At 70.9% G+C, this 19,913-nt stretch carries 18 protein-coding genes; 7 read left to right on the top strand and 11 right to left on the bottom strand.

Going from position 1 to position 19,913, the window contains the following annotated elements:
* Positions 1-129 precede the first annotated feature (129 nt).
* Both ACIGXX_RS42965 and ACIGXX_RS42970 read right to left on the bottom strand, forming a co-directional pair.
* Entirely contained in the window at positions 130-1,011 is an 882-nt protein-coding gene (locus ACIGXX_RS42965; protein WP_399984545.1) for an alpha/beta hydrolase fold domain-containing protein, read from the bottom strand.
* A complete protein-coding gene (locus tag ACIGXX_RS42970; protein ID WP_351163155.1) occupies positions 1,008-1,565 on the bottom strand; it encodes a quercetin 2,3-dioxygenase in 558 nt (185 codons plus the stop codon). The genes ACIGXX_RS42965 and ACIGXX_RS42970 overlap by 4 nt, the downstream gene beginning before the upstream one ends.
* A gap of 124 nt (positions 1,566-1,689) precedes the next feature.
* Here ACIGXX_RS42970 and ACIGXX_RS42975 point away from each other — a divergent pair, with 124 nt between their 5' ends.
* Positions 1,690-2,139, top strand: coding sequence for a MarR family transcriptional regulator (locus ACIGXX_RS42975; RefSeq protein ID WP_361471440.1), 450 nt, complete (start codon positions 1,690-1,692; stop codon positions 2,137-2,139).
* A gap of 71 nt (positions 2,140-2,210) precedes the next feature.
* Here ACIGXX_RS42975 and ACIGXX_RS42980 read toward each other — a convergent pair whose 3' ends face one another.
* The gene (locus tag ACIGXX_RS42980) at positions 2,211-3,368 is read right to left on the bottom strand and encodes an acyl-CoA dehydrogenase (RefSeq protein WP_351163159.1); all 1,158 of its coding nucleotides are present in this window, start codon (positions 3,366-3,368) and stop codon (positions 2,211-2,213) included.
* 189 nt (positions 3,369-3,557) lie between these two features.
* Between ACIGXX_RS42980 and ACIGXX_RS42985 the strand changes: the two genes are divergently transcribed.
* Positions 3,558-4,901 (top strand): UDP-glucose dehydrogenase family protein, encoded by a 1,344-nt coding sequence (locus ACIGXX_RS42985; protein WP_399984551.1) that lies wholly within the window; start codon positions 3,558-3,560, stop codon positions 4,899-4,901.
* A gap of 41 nt (positions 4,902-4,942) precedes the next feature.
* On the opposite strand, the gene ACIGXX_RS42990 is transcribed toward ACIGXX_RS42985, so the two are convergent.
* Positions 4,943-5,476: a CGNR zinc finger domain-containing protein gene (locus tag ACIGXX_RS42990; protein ID WP_399984554.1), complete on the bottom strand. Its 534-nt coding sequence runs from the start codon at positions 5,474-5,476 to the stop codon at positions 4,943-4,945.
* Positions 5,477-5,571: 95 nt separating this feature from the next.
* Here ACIGXX_RS42990 and ACIGXX_RS42995 point away from each other — a divergent pair, with 95 nt between their 5' ends.
* Complete coding sequence (locus tag ACIGXX_RS42995; RefSeq protein WP_351163166.1) at positions 5,572-5,940, top strand: VOC family protein; 369 nt, start codon at positions 5,572-5,574, stop codon at positions 5,938-5,940.
* Between the two features lie 8 nt (positions 5,941-5,948).
* Positions 5,949-6,371, top strand: coding sequence for a VOC family protein (locus ACIGXX_RS43000; protein ID WP_383827032.1), 423 nt, complete (start codon positions 5,949-5,951; stop codon positions 6,369-6,371).
* Positions 6,372-6,392: 21 nt separating this feature from the next.
* On the opposite strand, the gene ACIGXX_RS43005 is transcribed toward ACIGXX_RS43000, so the two are convergent.
* Both ACIGXX_RS43005 and ACIGXX_RS43010 read right to left on the bottom strand, forming a co-directional pair.
* Positions 6,393-7,490 (bottom strand): dipeptidase, encoded by a 1,098-nt coding sequence (locus ACIGXX_RS43005; RefSeq protein WP_399984559.1) that lies wholly within the window; start codon positions 7,488-7,490, stop codon positions 6,393-6,395.
* Positions 7,491-7,653: 163 nt separating this feature from the next.
* Positions 7,654-8,991, bottom strand: a complete 1,338-nt coding sequence (locus ACIGXX_RS43010) for an LCP family protein (RefSeq protein ID WP_399984562.1) — start codon at positions 8,989-8,991, stop codon at positions 7,654-7,656.
* A 99-nt stretch (positions 8,992-9,090) separates the two neighbouring features.
* On the opposite strand from ACIGXX_RS43010, the gene ACIGXX_RS43015 reads away from it, so the two are divergent.
* Positions 9,091-9,669, top strand: coding sequence for an acyl-CoA thioesterase (locus ACIGXX_RS43015; RefSeq protein WP_383827025.1), 579 nt, complete (start codon positions 9,091-9,093; stop codon positions 9,667-9,669).
* A 24-nt stretch (positions 9,670-9,693) separates the two neighbouring features.
* On the opposite strand, the gene ACIGXX_RS43020 is transcribed toward ACIGXX_RS43015, so the two are convergent.
* A complete protein-coding gene (locus ACIGXX_RS43020) occupies positions 9,694-11,052 on the bottom strand; it encodes an LCP family protein (RefSeq protein ID WP_351163287.1) in 1,359 nt (452 codons plus the stop codon).
* A 290-nt stretch (positions 11,053-11,342) separates the two neighbouring features.
* On the opposite strand from ACIGXX_RS43020, the gene ACIGXX_RS43025 reads away from it, so the two are divergent.
* Positions 11,343-12,383: a glycosyltransferase family 2 protein gene (locus ACIGXX_RS43025; protein WP_351163177.1), complete on the top strand. Its 1,041-nt coding sequence runs from the start codon at positions 11,343-11,345 to the stop codon at positions 12,381-12,383.
* Positions 12,384-12,439: 56 nt separating this feature from the next.
* On the opposite strand, the gene ACIGXX_RS43030 is transcribed toward ACIGXX_RS43025, so the two are convergent.
* From ACIGXX_RS43030 to ACIGXX_RS43045, 4 genes are all read right to left on the bottom strand, one after another.
* Positions 12,440-14,086 carry an LCP family protein gene (locus ACIGXX_RS43030; RefSeq protein ID WP_351163179.1) on the bottom strand — a complete coding sequence of 549 codons (1,647 nt, stop codon included), beginning with the start codon at positions 14,084-14,086 and terminating at the stop codon, positions 12,440-12,442.
* Positions 14,087-14,169: 83 nt separating this feature from the next.
* On the bottom strand, positions 14,170-15,900 hold the full coding sequence (locus ACIGXX_RS43035; RefSeq protein WP_351163182.1) for an LCP family protein: 1,731 nt from the start codon (positions 15,898-15,900) through the stop codon (positions 14,170-14,172).
* Between the two features lie 228 nt (positions 15,901-16,128).
* Entirely contained in the window at positions 16,129-17,406 is a 1,278-nt protein-coding gene (locus ACIGXX_RS43040; RefSeq protein WP_351163184.1) for an LCP family protein, read from the bottom strand.
* A 145-nt stretch (positions 17,407-17,551) separates the two neighbouring features.
* The gene (locus ACIGXX_RS43045) at positions 17,552-18,307 is read right to left on the bottom strand and encodes a TIGR03089 family protein (protein ID WP_351163186.1); all 756 of its coding nucleotides are present in this window, start codon (positions 18,305-18,307) and stop codon (positions 17,552-17,554) included.
* A gap of 138 nt (positions 18,308-18,445) precedes the next feature.
* Here ACIGXX_RS43045 and ACIGXX_RS43050 point away from each other — a divergent pair, with 138 nt between their 5' ends.
* Positions 18,446-19,819, top strand: a complete 1,374-nt coding sequence (locus ACIGXX_RS43050; RefSeq protein WP_351163189.1) for an N-acetylmuramoyl-L-alanine amidase — start codon at positions 18,446-18,448, stop codon at positions 19,817-19,819.
* The last annotated feature ends 94 nt before the right edge of the window (positions 19,820-19,913 follow it).

Below are 19,913 nucleotides of genomic sequence, written 5' to 3' on the forward strand. Positions count from 1 at the left end.
GGGGGGGGGGGGGGGGGGGGGGGGCCGGGGGGGGGGGGGGGGGGGGGGGGGCCGGGGCGGCGCGCGGGGGGGGGGGGGGGGGGGGGCCCCCCCCCCCCCACTCCCGTTTCCAGGCCACGCACTTCCGCTCTAGGCCACGCACGTGCGCGCGAAACGCAGCGAGCCGGCGAAGACCTCCTCCACCGCGTCGTCGGACGCGCCGTACCAGCCGTGGTCGGCGCCCGGCACCGTACGCAGTTCCACCGGCGCGCCCACCTCCCGCAGCCGCGCGGCGAGCGCCTCGCTGTGCGTGCCCGGGACCATCGTGTCCTGCTCGCCGTGGACCAGGAGGAAGGGCGGGGCGGCGCGGTGGGCCTGCGAGACGGGGCTGGCCGCGCGGGCCCGCTCGGGCACGGTGGCGGGGGCGGCGCCGAGCAGCAGGGCCTCCGGGGTCGTGGCGCTGTGCGGGTCGAACGGGCCGCGGGGGACGGTCAGGTCGCTCGGGGCGTACCAGATGACGGCGCCGGTGGCCGGGGCCGCGGGGTCGAGGGCGAGGAGCGAGGCCAGGTGGCCGCCTGCGGACTCGCCCCACACCACGGTCCGTGCGGTGTCGATGCCGAGCTCAGGCGCACGCAGTCCGAGCCAGCGCAGTGCGGCGCGCAGGTCGTCGAGGGGGGCGGGGAAGAGGGCCTCGCCGCTGAGCCGGTAGTCGGCGCAGGCCACCGCGAAGCCCGCCGCGGCGATGCGCGCCAGGGGGCTCGGGTCCCAGTGCCGGGTGCGCAGCCCCATGTCGTCACGGCGCCCTCGCCGCCAGGCGCCGCCGTGTACGAAGAGGACCAGCGGGGCGGGCCCCTCCGCGGTGGCGGGCAGCCAGAGGTCGAGCTCCAGCGGGCGGCCGCCCTCGACCTCGCCGTACGGGACTCCGCGCAGCAGGCGCAGGTCCGGTGCCGGATGCGCGGCGGGCGGCAGGGGAGCGGTGTCCGGGTGGGGCGAGGCGATCAGTGCCCGCAGGGCGGGGCCCGCGGCGCTCACCGGGTGCGCCACTGGTGCTCGGGCATGAAGCGCACGTCGTACTGCCCGGGCACGGTGGCGAACTTGTCGGGGGTGGGCACGACCGGCTCGCGCGGCAGGCCGAGGCCGTCGGCGGGCGCCCCGAGGGTCTCGAAGAACCGCTCGAAGGTGCCGCCGGGGCCCGCGGCGACGCCGACGACCTGGCTGTGGTGGCGCTCCATGCGGTAGGCGTGCGGGCAGTTCTTCGGTACGAAGCCGAAGTCGCCGGGGGTGAGGAGCTTCTCCTGCTGCTCGCCCTCCAGGTCCTCGACGAAGAGGCGGACGGCGCCCTGGGTGACGTAGAAGACCTCGTACGTGTCGGGGTGCAGGTGGGCCGGGATGACGTTGCCCTTGGGGCCCTCGACGGTGAAGAAGTTGAAGGCGTTCTCGGTCTGCTCGCCGCCCGCGTAGATGGTGATCAGGTCGCCGAACAGATGGGCGCGGTCGCCCTCGCCCTTCTCGATGACGTAGGGCTTGCCCGGCTCGGCGGGGATGCGTGACGAGCGCCGGTAGCGGGTGGCGTACTCGATGGTCATGGGCTCTCCCTGGGGGTGCGGAGCTGGGGTGCGGAGCTGGGCGCATAGCGATGCGCTGGAATGTCAGGCAGCCTGACATAGTGGAGGTAGTTCGGGCAACCCGTCGACGCATAGGCTCTTCGACATGCAAGCCACCGGCCGCAACCTCCCCCAACTGCTCGGCGACGCCCGCCGCTGGTTCGAGGACGCGCTCCTCGCGACCCTGGAGGAGGCGGGGGAAGCCCATGTCTCGCCCACCCAGGCGGGCCTCTTCGCCGTCCTGGACGAGCGGGGCACGACGGTCTCCGAGCTGGCCCGCCGCATGGGCGTCACCCGGCAGACCTGCCACCAGGCGGTGCACGGCCTGGTGGCGGCGGGCCTCCTGGAACAGGTCCCGGACCCCTCCTCCGGCCGGCAGCGGCTGATCCGCCGCACCGAGGAGGGCGCGCGCACGCACCGCAGGGCGGAGCTGGTCCTGCGCCGCGTCGAGCAGGAGCTCGCCGACCGGATCGGCGAACAGGCGGTGCGCGCGCTGCGGGCGGCGCTCGAACAGCCGTGGGGGAGCCCTCCGGTCCTCGCCCCGCCCGAGGAGTGAGCCCAAGCCCCGGGAAAACACGATCGCCCTCCCCCTGTGACAGGGAGAGGGCGATCGCGTACCGCTCAGGGTTACGGCAGGTTGCGGGCCATCACGATCCGCTGGACCTGGTTCGTGCCCTCGTAGATCTGCGTGATCTTCGCGTCGCGCATCATCCGCTCGACGGGGTAGTCACGGGTGTAGCCGTAGCCGCCGAGCAGCTGGACGGCGTCCGTGGTGACCTCCATCGCGACGTCCGAGGCGAAGCACTTGGCGGCGGCGCCCTGGAAGGTCAGGTCCGCGTCGCCGCGCTCCGACTTGGCCGCGGCCGCGTACGTCAGCTGACGCGCGGCCTCGATCTTCATCGCCATGTCCGCGAGCATGAACTGCACGCCCTGGAAGTCGGCGATCGGCTTCCCGAACTGCTTGCGCTCCTTGACGTACCCCTTGGCGTAGTCCAGGGCGCCCTGCGCGATGCCGAGCGCCTGGGCCGCGATCGTGATGCGGGTGTGGTCCAGGGTCTTCATCGCCGTGGCGAAGCCCGTGCCCTCCTCGCCGATCATGCGGTCGGCGGGGATGCGGACGTTGTCGAAGTAGACCTCGCGGGTCGGCGAACCCTTGATGCCGAGCTTGCGCTCGGGGGCGCCGAAGGAGACGCCCTCGTCCGACTTCTCGACGACGAAGGCGGAGATGCCCTTCGAGCGCTTGGTCGGGTCGGTGACGGCCATCACCGTGTAGTACTCGGAGACGCCCGCGTTCGTGATCCAGCGCTTCACGCCGTTCAGGACCCAGGAGTCCCCGTCACGGACGGCCTTCGTCTTCATGCCCGCCGCGTCCGAACCGGCGTCCGGCTCGGAGAGGCAGTACGAGAACATGCCCTCGCCCTTGGCGAGCGGCGTCATGTACTTCTTCTTCAGCTCCTCGGACCCGGAGAGGATCACGGGGAGCGAGCCCAGCTTGTTCACGGCCGGGATGAGCGAGGACGAGGCGCAGACGCGGGCCACCTCCTCGATCACGATGACGGTGGCGAGCGCGTCGGCGCCCGTGCCGCCGTAGCTCTCCGGTACGTGCACGGCGTGCAGGTCGGAGGAGACGAGGGCGTCGAGCGCCTCCTGGGGGAAGCGGGCCTCCTCGTCCACCGCCGCGGCGAACGGCGCGATCTTCGCCTCGGAGAGCGAACGGATCGCGTCGCGGAGCATGTCGTGCTCCTCGGACGGGCGGTACAGGTCGAAATCAGCCGATCCGGCCAAGGTCTCTCACGCTCCAAGGATGCTAATTACCGTTAAGTAACCCAAATTTTAGAGGGCTGCTCACGTGAGGGATACGTGAGCTTGCCGACAGCGGGCATCCCGCCGGTGGCAATGCCGGAAACGTGCCCTGTCAGGGGCCCGACTATGCTCGGGCACCGCACTGACGGCCGTAGACCCCTGGAGCACCGCATGGCCCTCAAGATCACCGTGATCGGCACCGGGTACCTCGGTGCGACGCACGCCGCGGCCATGGCCGAGCTCGGTTTCGAGGTGCTCGGCCTCGATGTCGTGCCCGAGAAGATCGAGATGCTCCAGCGGGGCGAGGTCCCGATGTACGAGCCCGGCCTCGAAGAGCTGCTGCGCAAGCACGTCGCCGGGATCGAGGGCTCCAGCGGGCGGCTGCGCTTCACCATGGACTTCGCCGAGGCCGCCGCCTTCGGTGACGTCCACTTCGTCTGCGTGAACACCCCGCAGAAGCACGGCGAGTACGCCTGCGACATGAGCTACGTGGACAGCGCCTTCGCGCAGCTCGCCCCGCATCTGACCAAGCCCGCGCTCGTCGTCGGCAAGTCGACCGTGCCGGTCGGCTCCGCGGACCGCCTCGCGCGTGAGCTCGCCGCGAACGCTCCGGTGGGCGCGGAGGCCGAGCTGGCCTGGAACCCGGAGTTCCTGCGGGAGGGCCTGGCCGTGCAGGACACGCTGCACCCGGACCGCATCGTCGTCGGCGTACGCAGCGCGCACGCGGAGAAGCTGCTTCGCGAGGTGTACGCGGGTCCGGTGAACGAGGGTTCGCCCTTCGTCGTGACGGACTTCCCGACCGCCGAGCTGGTGAAGACGGCCGCCAACTCCTTCCTCGCCACGAAGATCTCCTTCATCAACGCGATGGCCGAGGTGTGCGAGGCCGCGGGCGGCGACGTCGTGAAGCTGGCCGAGGCGCTCGGCTACGACGACCGGATCGGCAAGAAGTTCCTGCGGGCCGGGATCGGCTTCGGCGGCGGCTGCCTGCCCAAGGACATCCGGGCGTTCATGGCCCGTGCCGGGGAGCTGGGCGCCGACCAGGCGCTGACCTTCCTCCGGGAGATCGACTCCATCAACATGCGGCGGCGCGGGCAGATGGTGGAGATGGCGCGCGAGGCGCTGGGCGGCGGGTCCTTCCTGGGCAAGCGCGTCGCGGTCCTCGGCGCCACGTTCAAGCCGGACTCGGACGACGTCCGTGACTCGCCCGCGCTGAACGTCGCCGGGCAGATCCACCTCCAGGGCGGCCAGGTCACCGTCTACGACCCCAAGGGGATGGCGAACGCGGGCCGCCTCTTCCCGACGCTCGCGTACGCGGAGAGCGCCGTGGACGCGGTCCGGGGCGCGGACGTGGTCCTGCACCTCACGGAGTGGCGCGAGTTCCGCGAACTCGACCCGGCGGCGCTCGGCGAGGTGGCGTCGAACCGGCTCATCCTGGACGGCCGCAACGCGCTGGACCCCGCGGTGTGGCGCGCGGCGGGCTGGACGTACCGCGCGATGGGCAGGCCGTCGGCCTGAGGGCCTTCAGCGCTCCCCGTTCCATCAGCGTTCTCCTTCTTTCAGCGCTCCCCGGTCGTGCCCTTCGTGCCCTTCCGTGCCCGGTAGGCCCGCATCTTCGCGCGGGCCCCGCACACGCCCATGGCGCACCACCGGCTGCGCCCCGCCGGGCTGCGGTCGTAGTACGCCCAGTGGCAGTCCGGGGCTTCGCACGCCTTGAGGCGGCCCCACGTGCCGGCGGCCGCCGCCTGAGCGACGGCCGCCGCCACCCGTGACACCAGCGGCGCCGGGTCGGCCGGGGCGAGCGACGCCGACCCGTCCTCCGCGTCGACCAGCACCAACAGTGGCGCCCCCGCGAGGAGTCGGGTGAGCGCCGGCACGGTCGCGTGCGGGCCGTGCCCCGCGTGGGCGAGACAGGCGACCCGCAGCGACTCGCGCAGCTCCTGAGCCGCCCGCGTCTGCGCACCCGGCGCGAGGCCGAACGGGGCGCGCCCCTCCGACGTGTCGAGAGCGTCCGCGCCCGTCTCCAGGTCCAGGGTGTTCACCAGCGCCTGGACCAGCGCGAGGCCCCCTGGAGCAGGTGCTCTGTCATTCATGCTTGCGACGTTACCGCCAGTGCGGGAGTATGCAGTAACCGTTACTGGAAGAGCTCTTCTTCCGGTAACCCTTCCGCGAACGAGGAGAAGTAGTCATGCCCCTCGCCAAACTCGGTTACGTCGTACTCGACTGTCCCGACCCCCTCGCGCTCGCCACCTTCTACGCGGCCGTCGTCGGCGGCACCCCCAAGGACGACGGTGACGGCTGGGCGAGCCTCGACGGCACCGGCGGCACACCGCTGGCGTTCCAGGCCGCCCCCGGTCACGAGCCGCCGCAGTGGCCATCCGCGGCGCACTCGCAGCAGTTCCACCTCGACCTGCACGTGGCGCAGGCGGAGATGGACGCCGTCGAGAAGGAGGTGCTCGCGCTCGGCGCCACCGTGCTCGACGCACAGGACCGCGACCGGAGCTTCCGTGTGTACGCCGACCCCGCCGGGCACCCGTTCTGTCTCTGCGCCTGCTAGGAGTACTCATGACGCCCACGTCCACGCCTTCCGGGGCACCCGTCGCGCGCATGCGCAACGTCGTCCTCGACTGCCCCGACCCCGGTCGACTGGCCGAGTTCTACGCGCACTTGCTTGGCGGCGCCGTCGAGGGGGACGAGGACAACGACTGGGTCACCCTGCACACCCCCGGTGGCCTGCGGCTCTGCTTCCAGGAAGCCCCGGGCCACCGGCCGCCGAACTGGCCGCAGGAGGACGCCGGTTCCCAGCAGATCCACCTCGATCTCGACGTGGGGCCCACCGTCCAGGACATCGAGCGCGCCCAGGACCGCGTACTCGCCCTGGGCGCCAAGCCGCTGGACATCGACGACGACGACGGCGAGCGCGACTTCCGCGTCTACGCCGATCCGGCAGGGCACCCCTTCTGCCTCTGCCGGATCGCCGAGGACTGAGGCCCCAAAACCTCGGAGGCGTCAGCCGCCCGCCTGCTGCTGCCGCCTCTCGCGCGCCGCACGCGCCGCGAAGTCCGCCCCGCGCAGCACCCGTTGGACATTGCCCCACGTCAGGCGGGCGAGGTCGGCCTGCGGCCAGTCGCGGTCGATGAGCTCGGCGACGAGGTGCGGATAGCGCGAGGCGTCGGCCAGGCCCTCGGGGTGCGCGGCCGAGGTGTCGTACGTCCCCGAGAGGCCCACGCACTCCGGGCCCGCGATGCGGCGTACGTGATCGAGGTGGTCCGCCACCTCGCGTATCGAGGAACCCGTCTGCTCGGCCGCCAGGGGCACCAGGCACAGGCCCTTGGCGGCGCCGAGCGCGGCGAGCAGGTCGTCCGGGAGGTTCGCCGGGGCGTCCCGCAGCGCACGCGCCCCCGAGCGCGCGAACAGGACCGGCGCCCTGGAGACGGTGAGCACCCGGTGAGCCGTGGCCTCGGAGGCGCCCGACAACTCGGCGAGCACCCCGAGCCGGTTCAGCTCGCGCACCACCTCCTCGCCGAACGGGGTCAGCCCCTGCGGGCCCGCCCATGACGTGCCGGAGAGCGTGAGCGAGCACAGGCCGAGGGTGTGCAGGGCGCGCAGCGTGGCGAGCGAGTCGCCGATCGCCTCGGCGCGCGCCGGGCCGATCAGCGTGGCGATGCGGCCGCAGTGACGGGCGTCGGCCACCTCGGAGGCCGTACGGGCCAGGCGCAGGCCCTCGGAGTGGCCGCCGACGACGTGCTTGACGAGGTCGAGCTGTTCGAGGGTCGCGCCGAGCACGCGGTCACCGGTGATGGTCTCCGGGACGTGCACGGACCAGAACTGCGCCCCCACGCCCCCCTGACGCAGCCGCGGCACATCGGCGTCCACGGCGCTGTCGCCCAGCTCCAGGTCGTACCAGGGCAGCCCGCGCAGCGTCCAGGGCAGTCCGCTGTACCCGTCGGCGACGGGGTGCGCGCAGAGCAGCGCGCGGGCGCGGCGCAGCGGGTCGGGTGCGGGCTCGGATATCGGTAGGGGCGGGGGCTCGGGGGGCCGTACGAAGGGCTGGTCCAGCTCTCCGGCTTCGGCGGTGGCGTTGAGTTCGACCTGCAGGTCTGCCATGGCAGTGCTCCGGACTTCAGGGTGGCAGTCCGGTCAACCGTGACACGCGGGAGCCGCGGCTTCACGGCGGGCGAAGCGTTCGGGGTACGAGGCCGGGACCGCGGCACGCGAGAGGGCCCCGCCGGTGGATCGGCGGGGCCCTCTCGCATGCGGGTGAGACGCCTCAGTCGCTGGAGACGGTCACCTTCTCGTCGTTGTTCAGCTGCTTCACCATCTGCTTGACCTTGGCCTTGTCCCACAGGAGGTTGCCGCCGGTCTGGCCCGCGATCGGAATGTTCATGGACTTGCCTTCGCCGCCGGTGACGCCCTTCATCGCCCAGAACATGGACGCCACGTCGAACAGGCCCATGTCCTTGTCGACGATCAGCGTGTCCAGGCCGGCGCCCATCGTGGGGTAGAGCTTGAAGGGGTTCATGACCGTGCCCGGCGTCGCCGCCTGGTTGGCCAGGGACGCGAGGAACTTCTGCTGGTTCTTCGTGCGGTCCAGGTCGCTGGAGAAGGCGTGCCGGGTGCGGACGAAGGCCAGGGCCTCCTGGCCGTTGAGAGTCTGCTTGCCCGCCTCGAAGTCGGCGCCCGACCACTTGTCCTTGAAGGCCTTGGGGATGTCCATCTCGACGCCGCCGACCGCGTCCACGATCTTGGCGAAGCCGCCGAAGCCGATCTCGGCGTAGTGGTCGATCTTCAGGCCGGTGTTGTACTCGACGGTGCGGACGAGCAGCTCGGGGCCGTCCTCCGCGTACGCCGCGTTGAGCTTCGTCTGGCGGCCCTGGTTCGGGTAGAGCTTGCCGGACTCGGCGCCCTTGAAGGAGGGGATCGTCACGTTCGAGTCGCGGGGCAGCGAGATCATCGTGTTCCCGCCGTCGTCCGCGACGTGCAGGATCATCATCGAGTCCGTGCGCTTGCCCGCGGCGGAACCCGTGTGGAGGTCCTTCTTGTCCTGATCGGACATGCCCTCGCGGCTGTCGGAGCCGACGATCAGGTAGTTCGTGCCCGCGCCGTCCTCGGGGCGCTCGATGACCTTGGAGAGGTCGACCTCGCGCTTGAGCTTGGAGTCGGCCCAGAAGTACGTGCCGATGGAGACGGCGAGCAGCACCACGACGAGGGTGATCGAGCCGATCTTGATGCGGCGCCGCCAGTTCGGGGCGGGACGGGACGCGCGGGTGCCGTACCCGTCGTCGCCCTCGCCGCCCTGGCGGTAGCCGCCGCCCTGACCGCCGTCGTTCGGCGAGCCGTAGACCTGGCCGGTGTTGTAGCCGCTGTCGTAGCCCTCTTGGCGGGGGCTGCGGGGCTCGAACATGTCGTCGCGCGCGTCGCCGTACGGCTGGCCGTACCCGTCGTCGTACGCGGGCTGCTGCGGGACGCCTCCCTGCTGCTGGCCCGGTCGGCCGGACGGGCCGCCGCGCTGGACATGCCGCATCCTGCGGGCGCCCTCAGGCTGCGTGCTCCCGCTGCCACGGCCGTATCCTCGGCCGTTGCCCTGGTCGTCAGGCCAATCGCTCATGTGGCCCAGTGTGCCGTCTCTGCCTACGTGCCTCACAGGGCAGGCGGGATTTCGGTTCAGGGCTGTTGCAGAGCTGATGCAAAGCGGCCGGGGGCGGCCATGGCATACGTCAGACATAGGGTGGAGCCCATGACAGACCTGGCCCCTGGCACGGAATCGGAGATTCCGGGCAAGCCGACCTCGGCATCCCGTACGACACTCAGCCACATCATGACCCACGGCGACACCAACCTCCTGGGCACGGTGCACGGTGGCGTGATCATGAAACTGGTGGACGACGCGGCGGGGGCCGTCGCGGGGCGGCACTCGGGCGGGCCCGCGGTCACCGCGTCCATGGACGAGATGGCCTTCCTGGAGCCGGTGCGGGTGGGCGACCTCGTCCATGTGAAGGCGCAGGTGAACTGGACCGGGCGCAGCTCCATGGAGGTCGGCGTCCGGGTCCTGGCCGAGCGCTGGAACGAGTCGACGCCCGCGCAGCAGGTGGGCTCGGCCTACCTCGTCTTCGCCGCCGTCGACGCGGACGGCAAGCCGCGGGGCGTGCCGCCGGTGCTTCCGGAGACCGAGCGGGACCGGCGCCGCTACCAGGAGGCGCAGATCCGGCGTACGCACCGCCTCGCGCGGCGCCGTGCCATCAAGGAGCTGCGGCAGGCGCGTGCCGCGGAGGGCCTGGACGACTGAGCGCCGGGCGCGCCCGGCCCCTCGCTACTGGCACACCACCTGGTCGCCGGTCAGCGCCCCGAACTCGCCTTGGTAGGCGTCCTCCGCCCGCACCGGCCTGACCTGCTTGAAGTCCTGGCCCGCGAACACCTTCAGGGTCGCTCCCTGGCCCTTGACCGCCCGCAGCTCACAGCCGGGCAGCGCCGTCGCCAGGGACTTAGCCGAGCGGTCCCAGCGCGGGTCGAACGCGACGACCGTGCGCTTCAGCGGCCCGCCCACGAAATTGCCCGGGGCCCGCGTCGTGCGGAAGCCGGTGGACCGCAGCGCGGTGTCGACCCGCTTGCCCAGGCCCGGCGTGCCCGCGGCGTTGTCGACCTGCACCCGGATCTGCTGCGGCGACACGTCGACGATGGCCTTGCGCCTGGCGCCGTGCGCGGCCAGGGGGCGGTCGTCGCGCAGCGCCTGGAAGAGCCTCGCGGACCGCTTCGGGTCCCACTTCAGCGTCGAGCCGATGCCCGGCACCAGCTCGCCCTTGCTGCGCAGCGGCACGGTGGTGAACTCCGACGAGGACGGCGAGAAGCCGCGCATCGCCCGCCCCAGGGCGAGCATCTCGTTCGTCCCGAAGCCCTTGTCGGCCCGGACCGAGCTGAGCAGCGTCCTGGTCACGTCGCGGAACTTGAGCGGGTTGAGCAGCACCCCGCTGCCGGTCGCCTTCGAGATCAGCGCCGCGAGGAACCGCTGCTGGCGCTGCATCCGCCCCAGGTCGGATGTGCCGTCGACGTGGCGTGTGCGGACGTACTGGAGCGCGGCGCCGCCGTTCAGCTTGTGCGTGCCGACGGCCAGATCGAGTCCGGTGTACGAGTCCTTCAGCGGGCGTGCGGTGCAGATGTCGACGCCGCCGAGCACGTCCACGGTCTTCATGAAGCTGGTGAAATCGACCTCCAGATAGTGGTCGATCTTGACCTTCGTCATGTTCTCGACGGTCCGCACGGTGAGGTTGGGGCCGCCCTCCGCGTACGCCGCGTTCATCTTGACCGGATGCGGCTTGTGCTTGTCGCCGGAGTTCCGGTCGACGTGCTCGGGCATCTCGGCGTAGCTGTCCCGGGGCAGGCTCACGACGCTGGCGCGGTCCCGGTCCTCCGAGATGTGCACGATCATGATCGTGTCCGTGCAGTGGCAGGGCGCTCCGCCGAGGCGGTACTTCTCCCGCTCGGCCTTCGTGATCTTGTCGCGGCCGTCGGTGCCGACCAGCAGCACGTTCATGCCATTGCCGCCCTTGGGCCGGTTCTTCATGTCCTTGAAGGCGTCGACCCGGTTGATCTCGGTGTCGAGGCTGGTCACGACGCCGTGCCCGATCCCGGCCGCCGCGAGCACGCACAGGGAGAACGTGGTCACCACCCGCATCGCCCACCGTGGCCGCCTGCGCTGCTTGACCGGCCGCCCCGCGGGCTGCTGCACGGGTTGCCTCGCACGGGGCGGGCGGGGGCCGTGCGGTGGCGGAGCGGGGGAGCGGCGGGGCGGTGTGGGCACGTGAAGGGACACCTCCGCGGTGACGGGCCTGTCCGGGACGGGTAGGGGGGACCTGTCGATGGGGCCGGGGAACGCGAGAACCGTAGGCCCATACGATCTGCGACCCGGGGCAGCAGGCCGGGCGGCGCGCGCCGGTGTCCCCCATTCGCGGTAACGTGGCGCCGATGAACGCGACGCCCGACGTGCAGCTTCCTGCCGTATCCGTGATCATGCCGGTGCTCAACGAGGAACGGCATCTGCGTGCTGCCGTCTCCGCGATCCTTGAGCAGGACTACGACGGTGAGATGGAGGTCGTCGTCGCGCTGGGTCCCTCAACGGACCGCACGAACGAGATCGCCGCCGAACTGGTCGCCGAGACCGCGGGCAACCGCGCGAAGGTGCAGACGGTCCCCAACCCCACGGGGCGCACCCCCGCGGCACTGAACGCCGCGATCAAGGCGTCGAGTCACCCGATCGTGGTGCGCGTGGACGGCCACGGCATCCTGTCGCCGGGTTACATCGCGACCGCCGTACGCCTCCTGGAGGAGACCGGCGCGCAGAACGTCGGCGGCATCATGCACGCCGAGGGCGAGAACGACTGGGAGCACGCGGTCGCCGCCGCCATGACGTCGAAGATCGGCGTGGGCAACGCGGCCTTCCACACCGGTGGCGCCGCCCAGCAGGCGGAGACCGTCTACCTCGGCGTCTTCCGCCGCGAGGCCCTGGAGCAGCAGGGCGGTTACAACGAGGAGTTCATCCGCGCCCAGGACTGGGAGCTGAACTTCCGCATCCGCGAGGCGGGCGGCCTCATCTGGTTCTCGCCCGAACTGAAGGTGCAGTACCGCCCCCGGCCGAGCGTGAAGGCGCTCGCCAAGCAGTACAAGGACTACGGCCGCTGGCGGCACGTCGTCGCCCGCTACCACGAGGGCTCCATCAACCTGCGCTATCTCGCGCCGCCGACCGCGGTCTGCGCGATCGCGGCGGGCGTCGTGGTGGGCGCCCTGGTGACGCCCTGGGGCTTCGTCGTCCCCGCCGGATACGTCGCGGCGATCGCGGCGGGCTCGCTGCCCGCGGGCAAGGGGCTTCCGCTGAAGGCGCGCCTCCAGATCCCGGTGGCGCTCGCGACCATGCACATGTCGTGGGGCTGGGGCTTTTTGACCAGCCCGCGCTCGCTCGCCAAGAAGGTCATCGCCTCCCGGCGTCCGGCTGTTCTCAGCGAGGCCTGAGCACAGCCGGACGGACCGGAACGGACCGGAACGGACCGGACGGACCGGAAGCGGCTTCACTTCCAGGTGAACGCCGGATCGACGTGCATGCACGCCTTCTTGTCCGAGCCGTTGAGCGCTTCGGCCGACTCCGGGGTCTTGTCGTCCTGCTTCGACTTCGACTTGGGGTAGGCGTTCCCCTCCCGCCAGTCGGCGCCCACGACCAGGGTGACCCCCGAGACGTCGGTCGACTTCTTCACCGAACTCAGCGGCATGCCCAGGGACTTGGCGACCCGCTGGGCGTCGCCCTCCAGCTCGGCGCTGGGGAACTGGATGACGGTCTTCTCCTGGGAGAGGACCGTCGTCGTGTCGGCCGCCGCCTTGGCGAAACCCTTGCCGGCGAGGACCTGGGTGACGGTGCTCGCGCGCCCGCTGACCGGCGGCTCGACGTCCGTGCGGGTGCCGTTCTGCACCTGCACGGCGATCTCGGCGTCGTCGGCCGCCGGGTCGTCCGAGAGCTTCTCCTTGGCGGGCTTCTTCTTGCCCTTGCCATCCAGTGAGATGTCGTCGCGCACGAGACGGAAGAGCTGCTCGGCGTCGCCCGGCTTGGGGATCACACGGGCGCCCACGTACTCGTAGGGCATGGTCGTCATCGTGGTCCGCTCCGGCGAGACCTTCTTGAGCTCGTTGCTCAGGTCGAAGAGCTTCTTGACGGTGCCCAGGCCGTCGTCGACCTTGAGCGCGTTGGTGGCCGTCTCGGCGAGCCTGCGCAGCTTGTTGGGGCTGCTCAGATTGGCGTTCTCGCGCAGCTCGCGCACGAGCGCGTTCATGTACATGTGCTGGGCCTTGGCCCGGCTGATGTCGGTGCCGCCGTCGAAGCCGTAGCGGGTGCGCAGCCACTGCAGGGCCTGCTCGCCCTTGACGTACGTGGTGCCCTTCTCGAGCTTGAGACCGGAGCCGTGGCCCTGGTTGTCGCGCGAGTGGATGTTGGCGTCCACGCAGACCGGTACGCCGCCGATGGCGTCGGCCATGGAGACCACACCCGCGAAGTCCACCTCCATGAAGTGGTTGATGCGGATGTTGGTGAGCTTCTCCCAGGTGGCGACCGTGCAGCCGGGGCCGCCGCGGCCGAGCGACTGGTTCGTCATCGTCCGCTGCGTCGACGCTTCGTAGACCTTGCCGTCGTCAGGATCGGTGCACTTGGGAATGTCGAGGAGGGTGTCGCGCGGCATGCTGACGACCGACATGTTCGTGCGGTCGGCCGACAGGTGCAGCAGCATCTGGACGTCGGCGAGCGGTGTGCCGCCGAAGGTCTCCTTGGCACCGCCGAGCTTCTGGTTCTCCTTGGAGTCCCGCGCGTCCGAACCGATCAGCAGGATGTTCAGCGGGGTCTGGCCCGCCGCGTTCGGCGTGGGCTCGGGGGCCCGGTGCTCGCCGAGGTTCAGGTCGTCGGTCTCCAGGTTGCCGTTCAAGTGCTGGTAATAGAGATATCCGGCGCCGGCCGTGCCAAGTATCAGCAGCGAAAGGATCGTTGCCGACCAGCGCAGTATCCGCCGTCTTGGACGCGGTGCCCGGCCGCCACCACCCCCGCGGCGACGTCTCTGGTGCCCGCTGTCCGCCGAGGGCTCCCCTCCCTCGTGCGGCGGGCCTTCTTCCAAGCCAAGATCACTGGCGTGCGGGGCGCGTGGTCGCGCCCCCTCCCCACGCACGCTGCTCTTCCCCATCCCCTGCCCCTCCCCGCGCTCCCCGCGCTACCCCGAATTACGGCCATCCTGCGCCTGGTTAGACGCAGAACGGCCGCTTCAGGTCACTTGGCACACACAGTCTTGTCCGCTTCGACCTTCTGAATGCCCTCAGGCGCCTTCGACGGGGTGCTGATGGGCACCCCGGCCCCCTTGAAGTCGCTGCCGAGCGTCAGCTTGATGGCGGGGAGACCCTGCGAGTTCTTCTCGCTCTTGCCGGGCTTCATCGCGGAGCCGGAGAGCCCCATGACGTCGGCGAGCCGCCGGGCCTGGTCGGCCTGGTCGGGGGCGTACTCCAGCGTCGTCTTCTTGAGGTCGGACGGCGCGTTGCCGAGCTGGCTGGCTTTGGACATGCCCTCAGTGTTCTGCAAGTACGTGAGAGTTGCCTGAGCGGCGCCGGTCTTCCCGCTGCCGTTGTAGATGTTGACCCGTACCTCGGAGGCCGCGGACTTGCTGCCCTTGAGGCGGGCGGCGACGGCGGCCTTCTCCTTCTTCTCCTTCTTCTTCACCGCGGTCAGCGACTCGTCGGCGCGCATCATGGCGAAGAGCGGATCGGCCTTGGCCTCGTTCACGACGACCGTCGTGTGGACCTCCTCCGCCGGGTTGTCGACCACGGGCACGGTCGCGAAGCTGAGGTTCTTCATGTCGAACTTGCCGAGCTCCATGCCCAGGTCACGGAGTTTCATGATGTCCGCGATGGTGGAGTCGACGGTGAGCGCCTTCGTGCCCGCTTCGGCCAGCTTTATCATCTTCGACGGGCTGGTCAGCGTGTCGTTCGACTTGAGCTTGCGCATCAGCGAGCTGAGGAACTGCTGCTGCAGCTCGATGCGGCTCAAGTCGCCGCCGGTGCCCACGGAATGGCGCGTGCGGACGAACGCCAGCGCCTCCTCGCCCTCGATGTTGTGCTTGCCCGCGGACAGCTTCAGGTGCGAGTCCGGGTCGTCGATGTCCTTGGCCAGACAGACGTCCACGCCGCCGACCGCGCTGGAGAGCGTCTTGACCGCGTTGAAGTCGGCCACCATGAAGTGGTCGGGCACTATCCCGGTGATCTCCGTGACCGTACGCATGGTGCAGCTGGGCGTGCGTTCGTTCTGACCGAGGCTCTCGTTGAAGCGGACGCCCTTCGAACCCGGGATGGTCTTCTTGCTGCCGTCCTCCATCGTGGTCGGGCAGTCCGGAATGTCCGTGATCATGTCGCGCGGGATGCTCAACGCGGTGGCGTTCGTGCGGTCCTTGGAGACGTGCAGCAGGATCGTCGTGTCGGCGTGACCGAGGCTTCCCTTGTCGCCGTACTTCTCGTTGCCCTTGCCGCTGCGCTTGTCCGTGCCCATCACGAGGATGTTGATGGCGCGGTCCTTGCTGAAGCCGCCGGTGCTCGCGCCGTCGTCGGCGATCGAGTTGATGTTGTCGTTGAGGTGTTGGTAGTAGAGGTACCCCGACACACCCGCCGCGACCAGGACGAAGGCGAGCGTGCCGCCCGTCCACATCGCGATCTTCTTGCCCTTGGCCTTCTTCGGCTTCTGCTTGCGCCGGCCGCCCGCGGCCTCCGGCTGCGGAGCCCGTCGCCTGCGCTGCGGCGGCACGTCGCGCTGCTCGTCACGGCGCTCGTCGCGTCGGCCATCGCGGCCGCGCGTTCCCTGGCGTGACGTGGACCTCGGTGATCTGCGAGGTCCGGGCACTGCCGACTGCCCTGCGGAAGGGCTCAGTCGCAGTTCGTAATCGCCGGTGTTCGGGTTGAGCACCCACTGGTCTGCGGGGTCGATGTTCTCCGCCCGCCCACGGCCTTGCGCGTCCACGGTTGTCTGCGTCCTCCGTCGGGGCCACGCGGCGCCTTTCCCCCCTCAAGAAAGACGCTCGGTCAGTCGTTCAGCGATGCTCGGCCCTGAAGGGGCCCGGCGCACCGGATCGCTCACACTATCCGGCCAGTTCGACGTCGAACGACGCCGGTGACAAATTCCACTCCCCTACAACTGGGCAATCCGCCCTATTTCTTTGTGCAGGCGGTCTTGCGCTTGGCGATGGCTTTACTCGCAGGTCGTTCCGGCGGCCGTGTTGCCCCGGAATGTGGGAGCGGGGCTCGGCGTATGGGAAGGGTCGTCCGGCTTCTCGTCGCTGTCGTACTCGTCGGGGTCCTCGTAGCCCTCGGCCTGTTCGTCGAGAGGGGTCGTTTCGGGCTCCTCGCGCGTCACTTGAAGGGGTGCGTCCGTTCGGATGCGGGTGAAAAGTTCGTCCGCCGCGGGCTCCACGAGTTCATCCCGATTGGCGTCGTAGACATAGGACCGCCGGGGCACCGTGAGGAACTGCACCTGTTCTGTGGGGATGTTGCGCATGCCGCGCACCAGTTCGTACAAACCACGCAAACTCGCTAGTGCCGGGTCCGTGGTCAGCGAGGAAGTGGCCGCGTCGAGAACCGGATAGAGCTTCGCCGGATTGAGCAGGACGTCATTGCTCTGCACCTTGTTGACGAGCGCCGCGAGGAACTGCTGCTGGCGGTCCATCCGGTCGGTGTCGCTGCCGTTGCCGATGCTCTTGCGGGCCCGCACGTAACCGAGCGCCTGCTCGCCGTCGAGGGTGTGCCGGCCCGCGGGGAGCTTGAGCCGCGCGGCCTTGTCGTTGATCGGCTTCTTGAGGCAGACCTGTACGCCGTCGACGGCGTCGACCATGTCCTTGAACCCGGCGAAGTCCACGACCATGTGGTGATCGATGCGGATCTTCGTCATCTTCTCGACCGTACGGATGGTGCAGGCGGTCCCGCCGAACTGGAACGCCCAGTTGAACTGCGCGAACTGGGCCCGCGTCCGCGTTCCGTCGGGCCTGCGGCAGCGGGGCAGGTCCACCATCACGTCCCGCGGGATCGACACCGCGGTCGCGCTCTGCCGGTCGGCCGCCAGGTGCAGCAGGATCGTGGTGTCCGAGCGCTGGGTGCCCGGGTCGCGCCCGTACTTCTTGTTGCCCCGGCCCGAACGGGTGTCGGAGCCGATGAGCAGGATGTTCTGCGCGTCGTGCACCAGCGGCGTCGGGCGCTCCTTCTCGTAGCGCGCCAGCTCCGCCGCGGCGTCGGTGTCCTCGGTGATGTTGCCGTCGAGCTTGTTGTAGACCGCCCATCCGGCGCCCCCGGCGACCAGCACGAGCCCGGCCGCCCCCATGGCCGTCCACCGCAGCCAGCGCCGCCTGCGCCGGGCGACGCCCGCACCCGTGGGGCTCGAGCCCGCGCCGGGTGCGTACGTGGCCAGCGGCTCAGGCGGGGTGCCGTCCGGGTCCGGGCGATCCGGTCCGGCGGGCATGCCTGCGGTGTCGGGCACGTGTACGGCCACCCCTCATAGCGACGTCGGTGCATGGTGCGCTCCTACGACCATGGACCGACGTGACGCCGGGGGCCTGCGGGCCAGGGGCTCGCGTGGGCCGAACGGGGGAGGGTGAGGGCGGGCGAGGGAGGGCGGGGGCGCGCTACTTCGCGGTCGTGGTGACCCGCTCGTCCTCGACCCGCTTGGCGAGTCCGTCCTCGGAGAGCTGGTCGAGGTGGCGGCAGAGCACCACGGAGCCGCCCGCCGCCAGCGGGGCGTACAGACCGGAGCTCAGCCCCTCCCAGGTGTCGTACGACAGACCGGAGAGCAGCCGGGAGCCGGGCGCGAGCCCCAGCGCGGCGGCGTCGGCGCGGGCCCGCTCCACCAGCTCGGCACCCGTCAGCTCGCCCGCGCCGCCGACGGCGAGCGCGGGCTCGTCCGGGTCCACGGGGGCGTACGGAGCGAAACGGTCGCCCTGGCTCGGCACCTCGACCGCGTAGTCCGCGAAGCCGTCGGGGGCCTGCGGGAAGCGCCCGCCGAGCGGCCGGAGCGCGAGCGCCACCCGCTCCCCGGAGCAGGCCCGCGCCGCGTCGAGCGAGACGGGCCCGCTGACCACGAGATCGGCGCCCGCCGGGTCGCCGCCCACGTCCGCGACGACCCCGACGGACGAACAGGCGAGCAGCCAGACCGCCGTCTGCCAGTGCGCGGGCAGCAGCAGCGCGAGCCGGTCGCCGGGCTGCGCGGCGAGATCGTCCTGGAGCAGATTGGCGGTCTTGGCCACCCAATTGGCGAAGGTGGCCACGGACAATTCGACGCGCTCGCCCGTGGCGTCGTCGTAGAAGGTGATGAGCGGGCGGCCCGGGTCCGCGGCGAGCGCGGATCGCAGCAGGTCGGCAGGGGTGCGGTCGGTGGCGTTCACGGGCGCAAGGGTACGCGGCTGCCCTGGTGCCCCCGGGTGTGGCGGGGGAGGGAGGGCCACCGGTTCGGCGGACACGAACAGACGGTCCGTCAATTCCGCAATGGACAGATGCGTTCGGCTATGCGAACTATCGGTTGTATGCGTGGATTTCTAGCTTCCTCGATCGGCGTCACGTGCGCGGCCGCCCTGGCCCTTCCCCTCACCCTGCCGTCGTCCGGCGCTCGCGCCGCGACCCCGGCCGCGGAGTCCCCGGCGGGGCGATCCGCGGAATCGGTCCCCGGCAGCACCCAGTCCCTCCCGCTCACCCCACTCGGCGCCGACCGCTCCGGCGGCGGCGCGTCCCACGAACAGGGCCTGCTCCAGCGCGAGGTCCGGCCCTTCTCCCTCGTCGGCGTCGTCTGGGACGACCCGGACGACGAACTGCACGGCAGCGTCCAGGTCCGCACCCGGGCCAGCGGCACCGGCACCTGGTCCGGCTGGCAGCCCGTGGAGACGCACAACCACGAGCACGCCGCCGACCCCGACGCCCCCGAGCGCGCGTCGGGCCGGGTCCGCGGCTCCACGGCACCGCTGTGGGTCGGCGACTCGGACGGCGTCGAGATCCGCGTACGGGGCGAGGCGGATCAGCACCGCGCGAGCGCGGGGTCGCCCGCCGGGCAGGCCCTTCCGGCGGGCCTGCGCCTCGAACTCGTCGACCCCGGCGCCGACCCGCCCCCGCAGGGCTCCGTGCCCGAGGGCCCCGGCACCACGGTCATGACCGCCGAGAGTGCCGCCTCCTCCGCGGTCAACGCGGACCTCGCCCCGATGGGCGCCGCCGTCATCCCCGCGCTCAGCAAGAAGGAGACGGAGGCCGACCTCATCGCGGCCCGTGGGGGACCGCAGGACGCCGCGGGGAAGGCCAGGCCCTACGTGGGCCCCCGGCCGCGCATCATCACGCGCAAGGGCTGGGGCGCGGACGAGAAGCTCCGCGAGAAGCAGTTCGGGTACTCCAAGACGGTGAAGGCCGCCTTCGTGCACCACAGCGCGACCGGCAACAACTACCGCTGCTCACAGGCGGGCTCCGTCCTGCGCAGTATCTACCGCTACCACGTCAAGAGCAGCGGCTGGCGTGACTTCGGCTACAACTTCGCGGTCGACAAGTGCGGAAACATCTACGAAGGCCGTGCCGGAGGTGTGGCCAAGCCCGTCCTCGGGGCCCACACTCTCGGTTTCAACACCAACAGCATGGGCATCGCCGTCCTCGGCAGCTTCGGCTACTCCGCCCCGCCCGCGGCCGCCGTGAACGCCATCGCCCGGCTGACGGCGTGGAAGCTCGGCCTGTACGGCGCGAACCCGCGAGGAACGACCTATCTGAAGTCCGGGGGTGGCAATCTCTACAAGAAGGGCAGGAACGTCCGGCTCCACGTGATCTCCGGGCACCGTGACGGCTTCGCCACGGAATGCCCCGGCAGTCGCCTGTACAAGAAGCTGGGCAAGGCCCGGTCCAGCTCGGCCCGCTACCAGGGCCGCTGAGGCCGGGGCGCCCGCGACCGGTACCACGGGGCACACCGCACGACCCGCACAGCGCACTGCACGATCTGCAAAGCCATCTGCATACACTGGCCGG

The sequence above is a fragment of the Streptomyces sp. NPDC055243 genome (assembly GCF_044544025.1).
Taxonomy (GTDB): Bacteria; Actinomycetota; Actinomycetes; order Streptomycetales; family Streptomycetaceae; genus Streptomyces.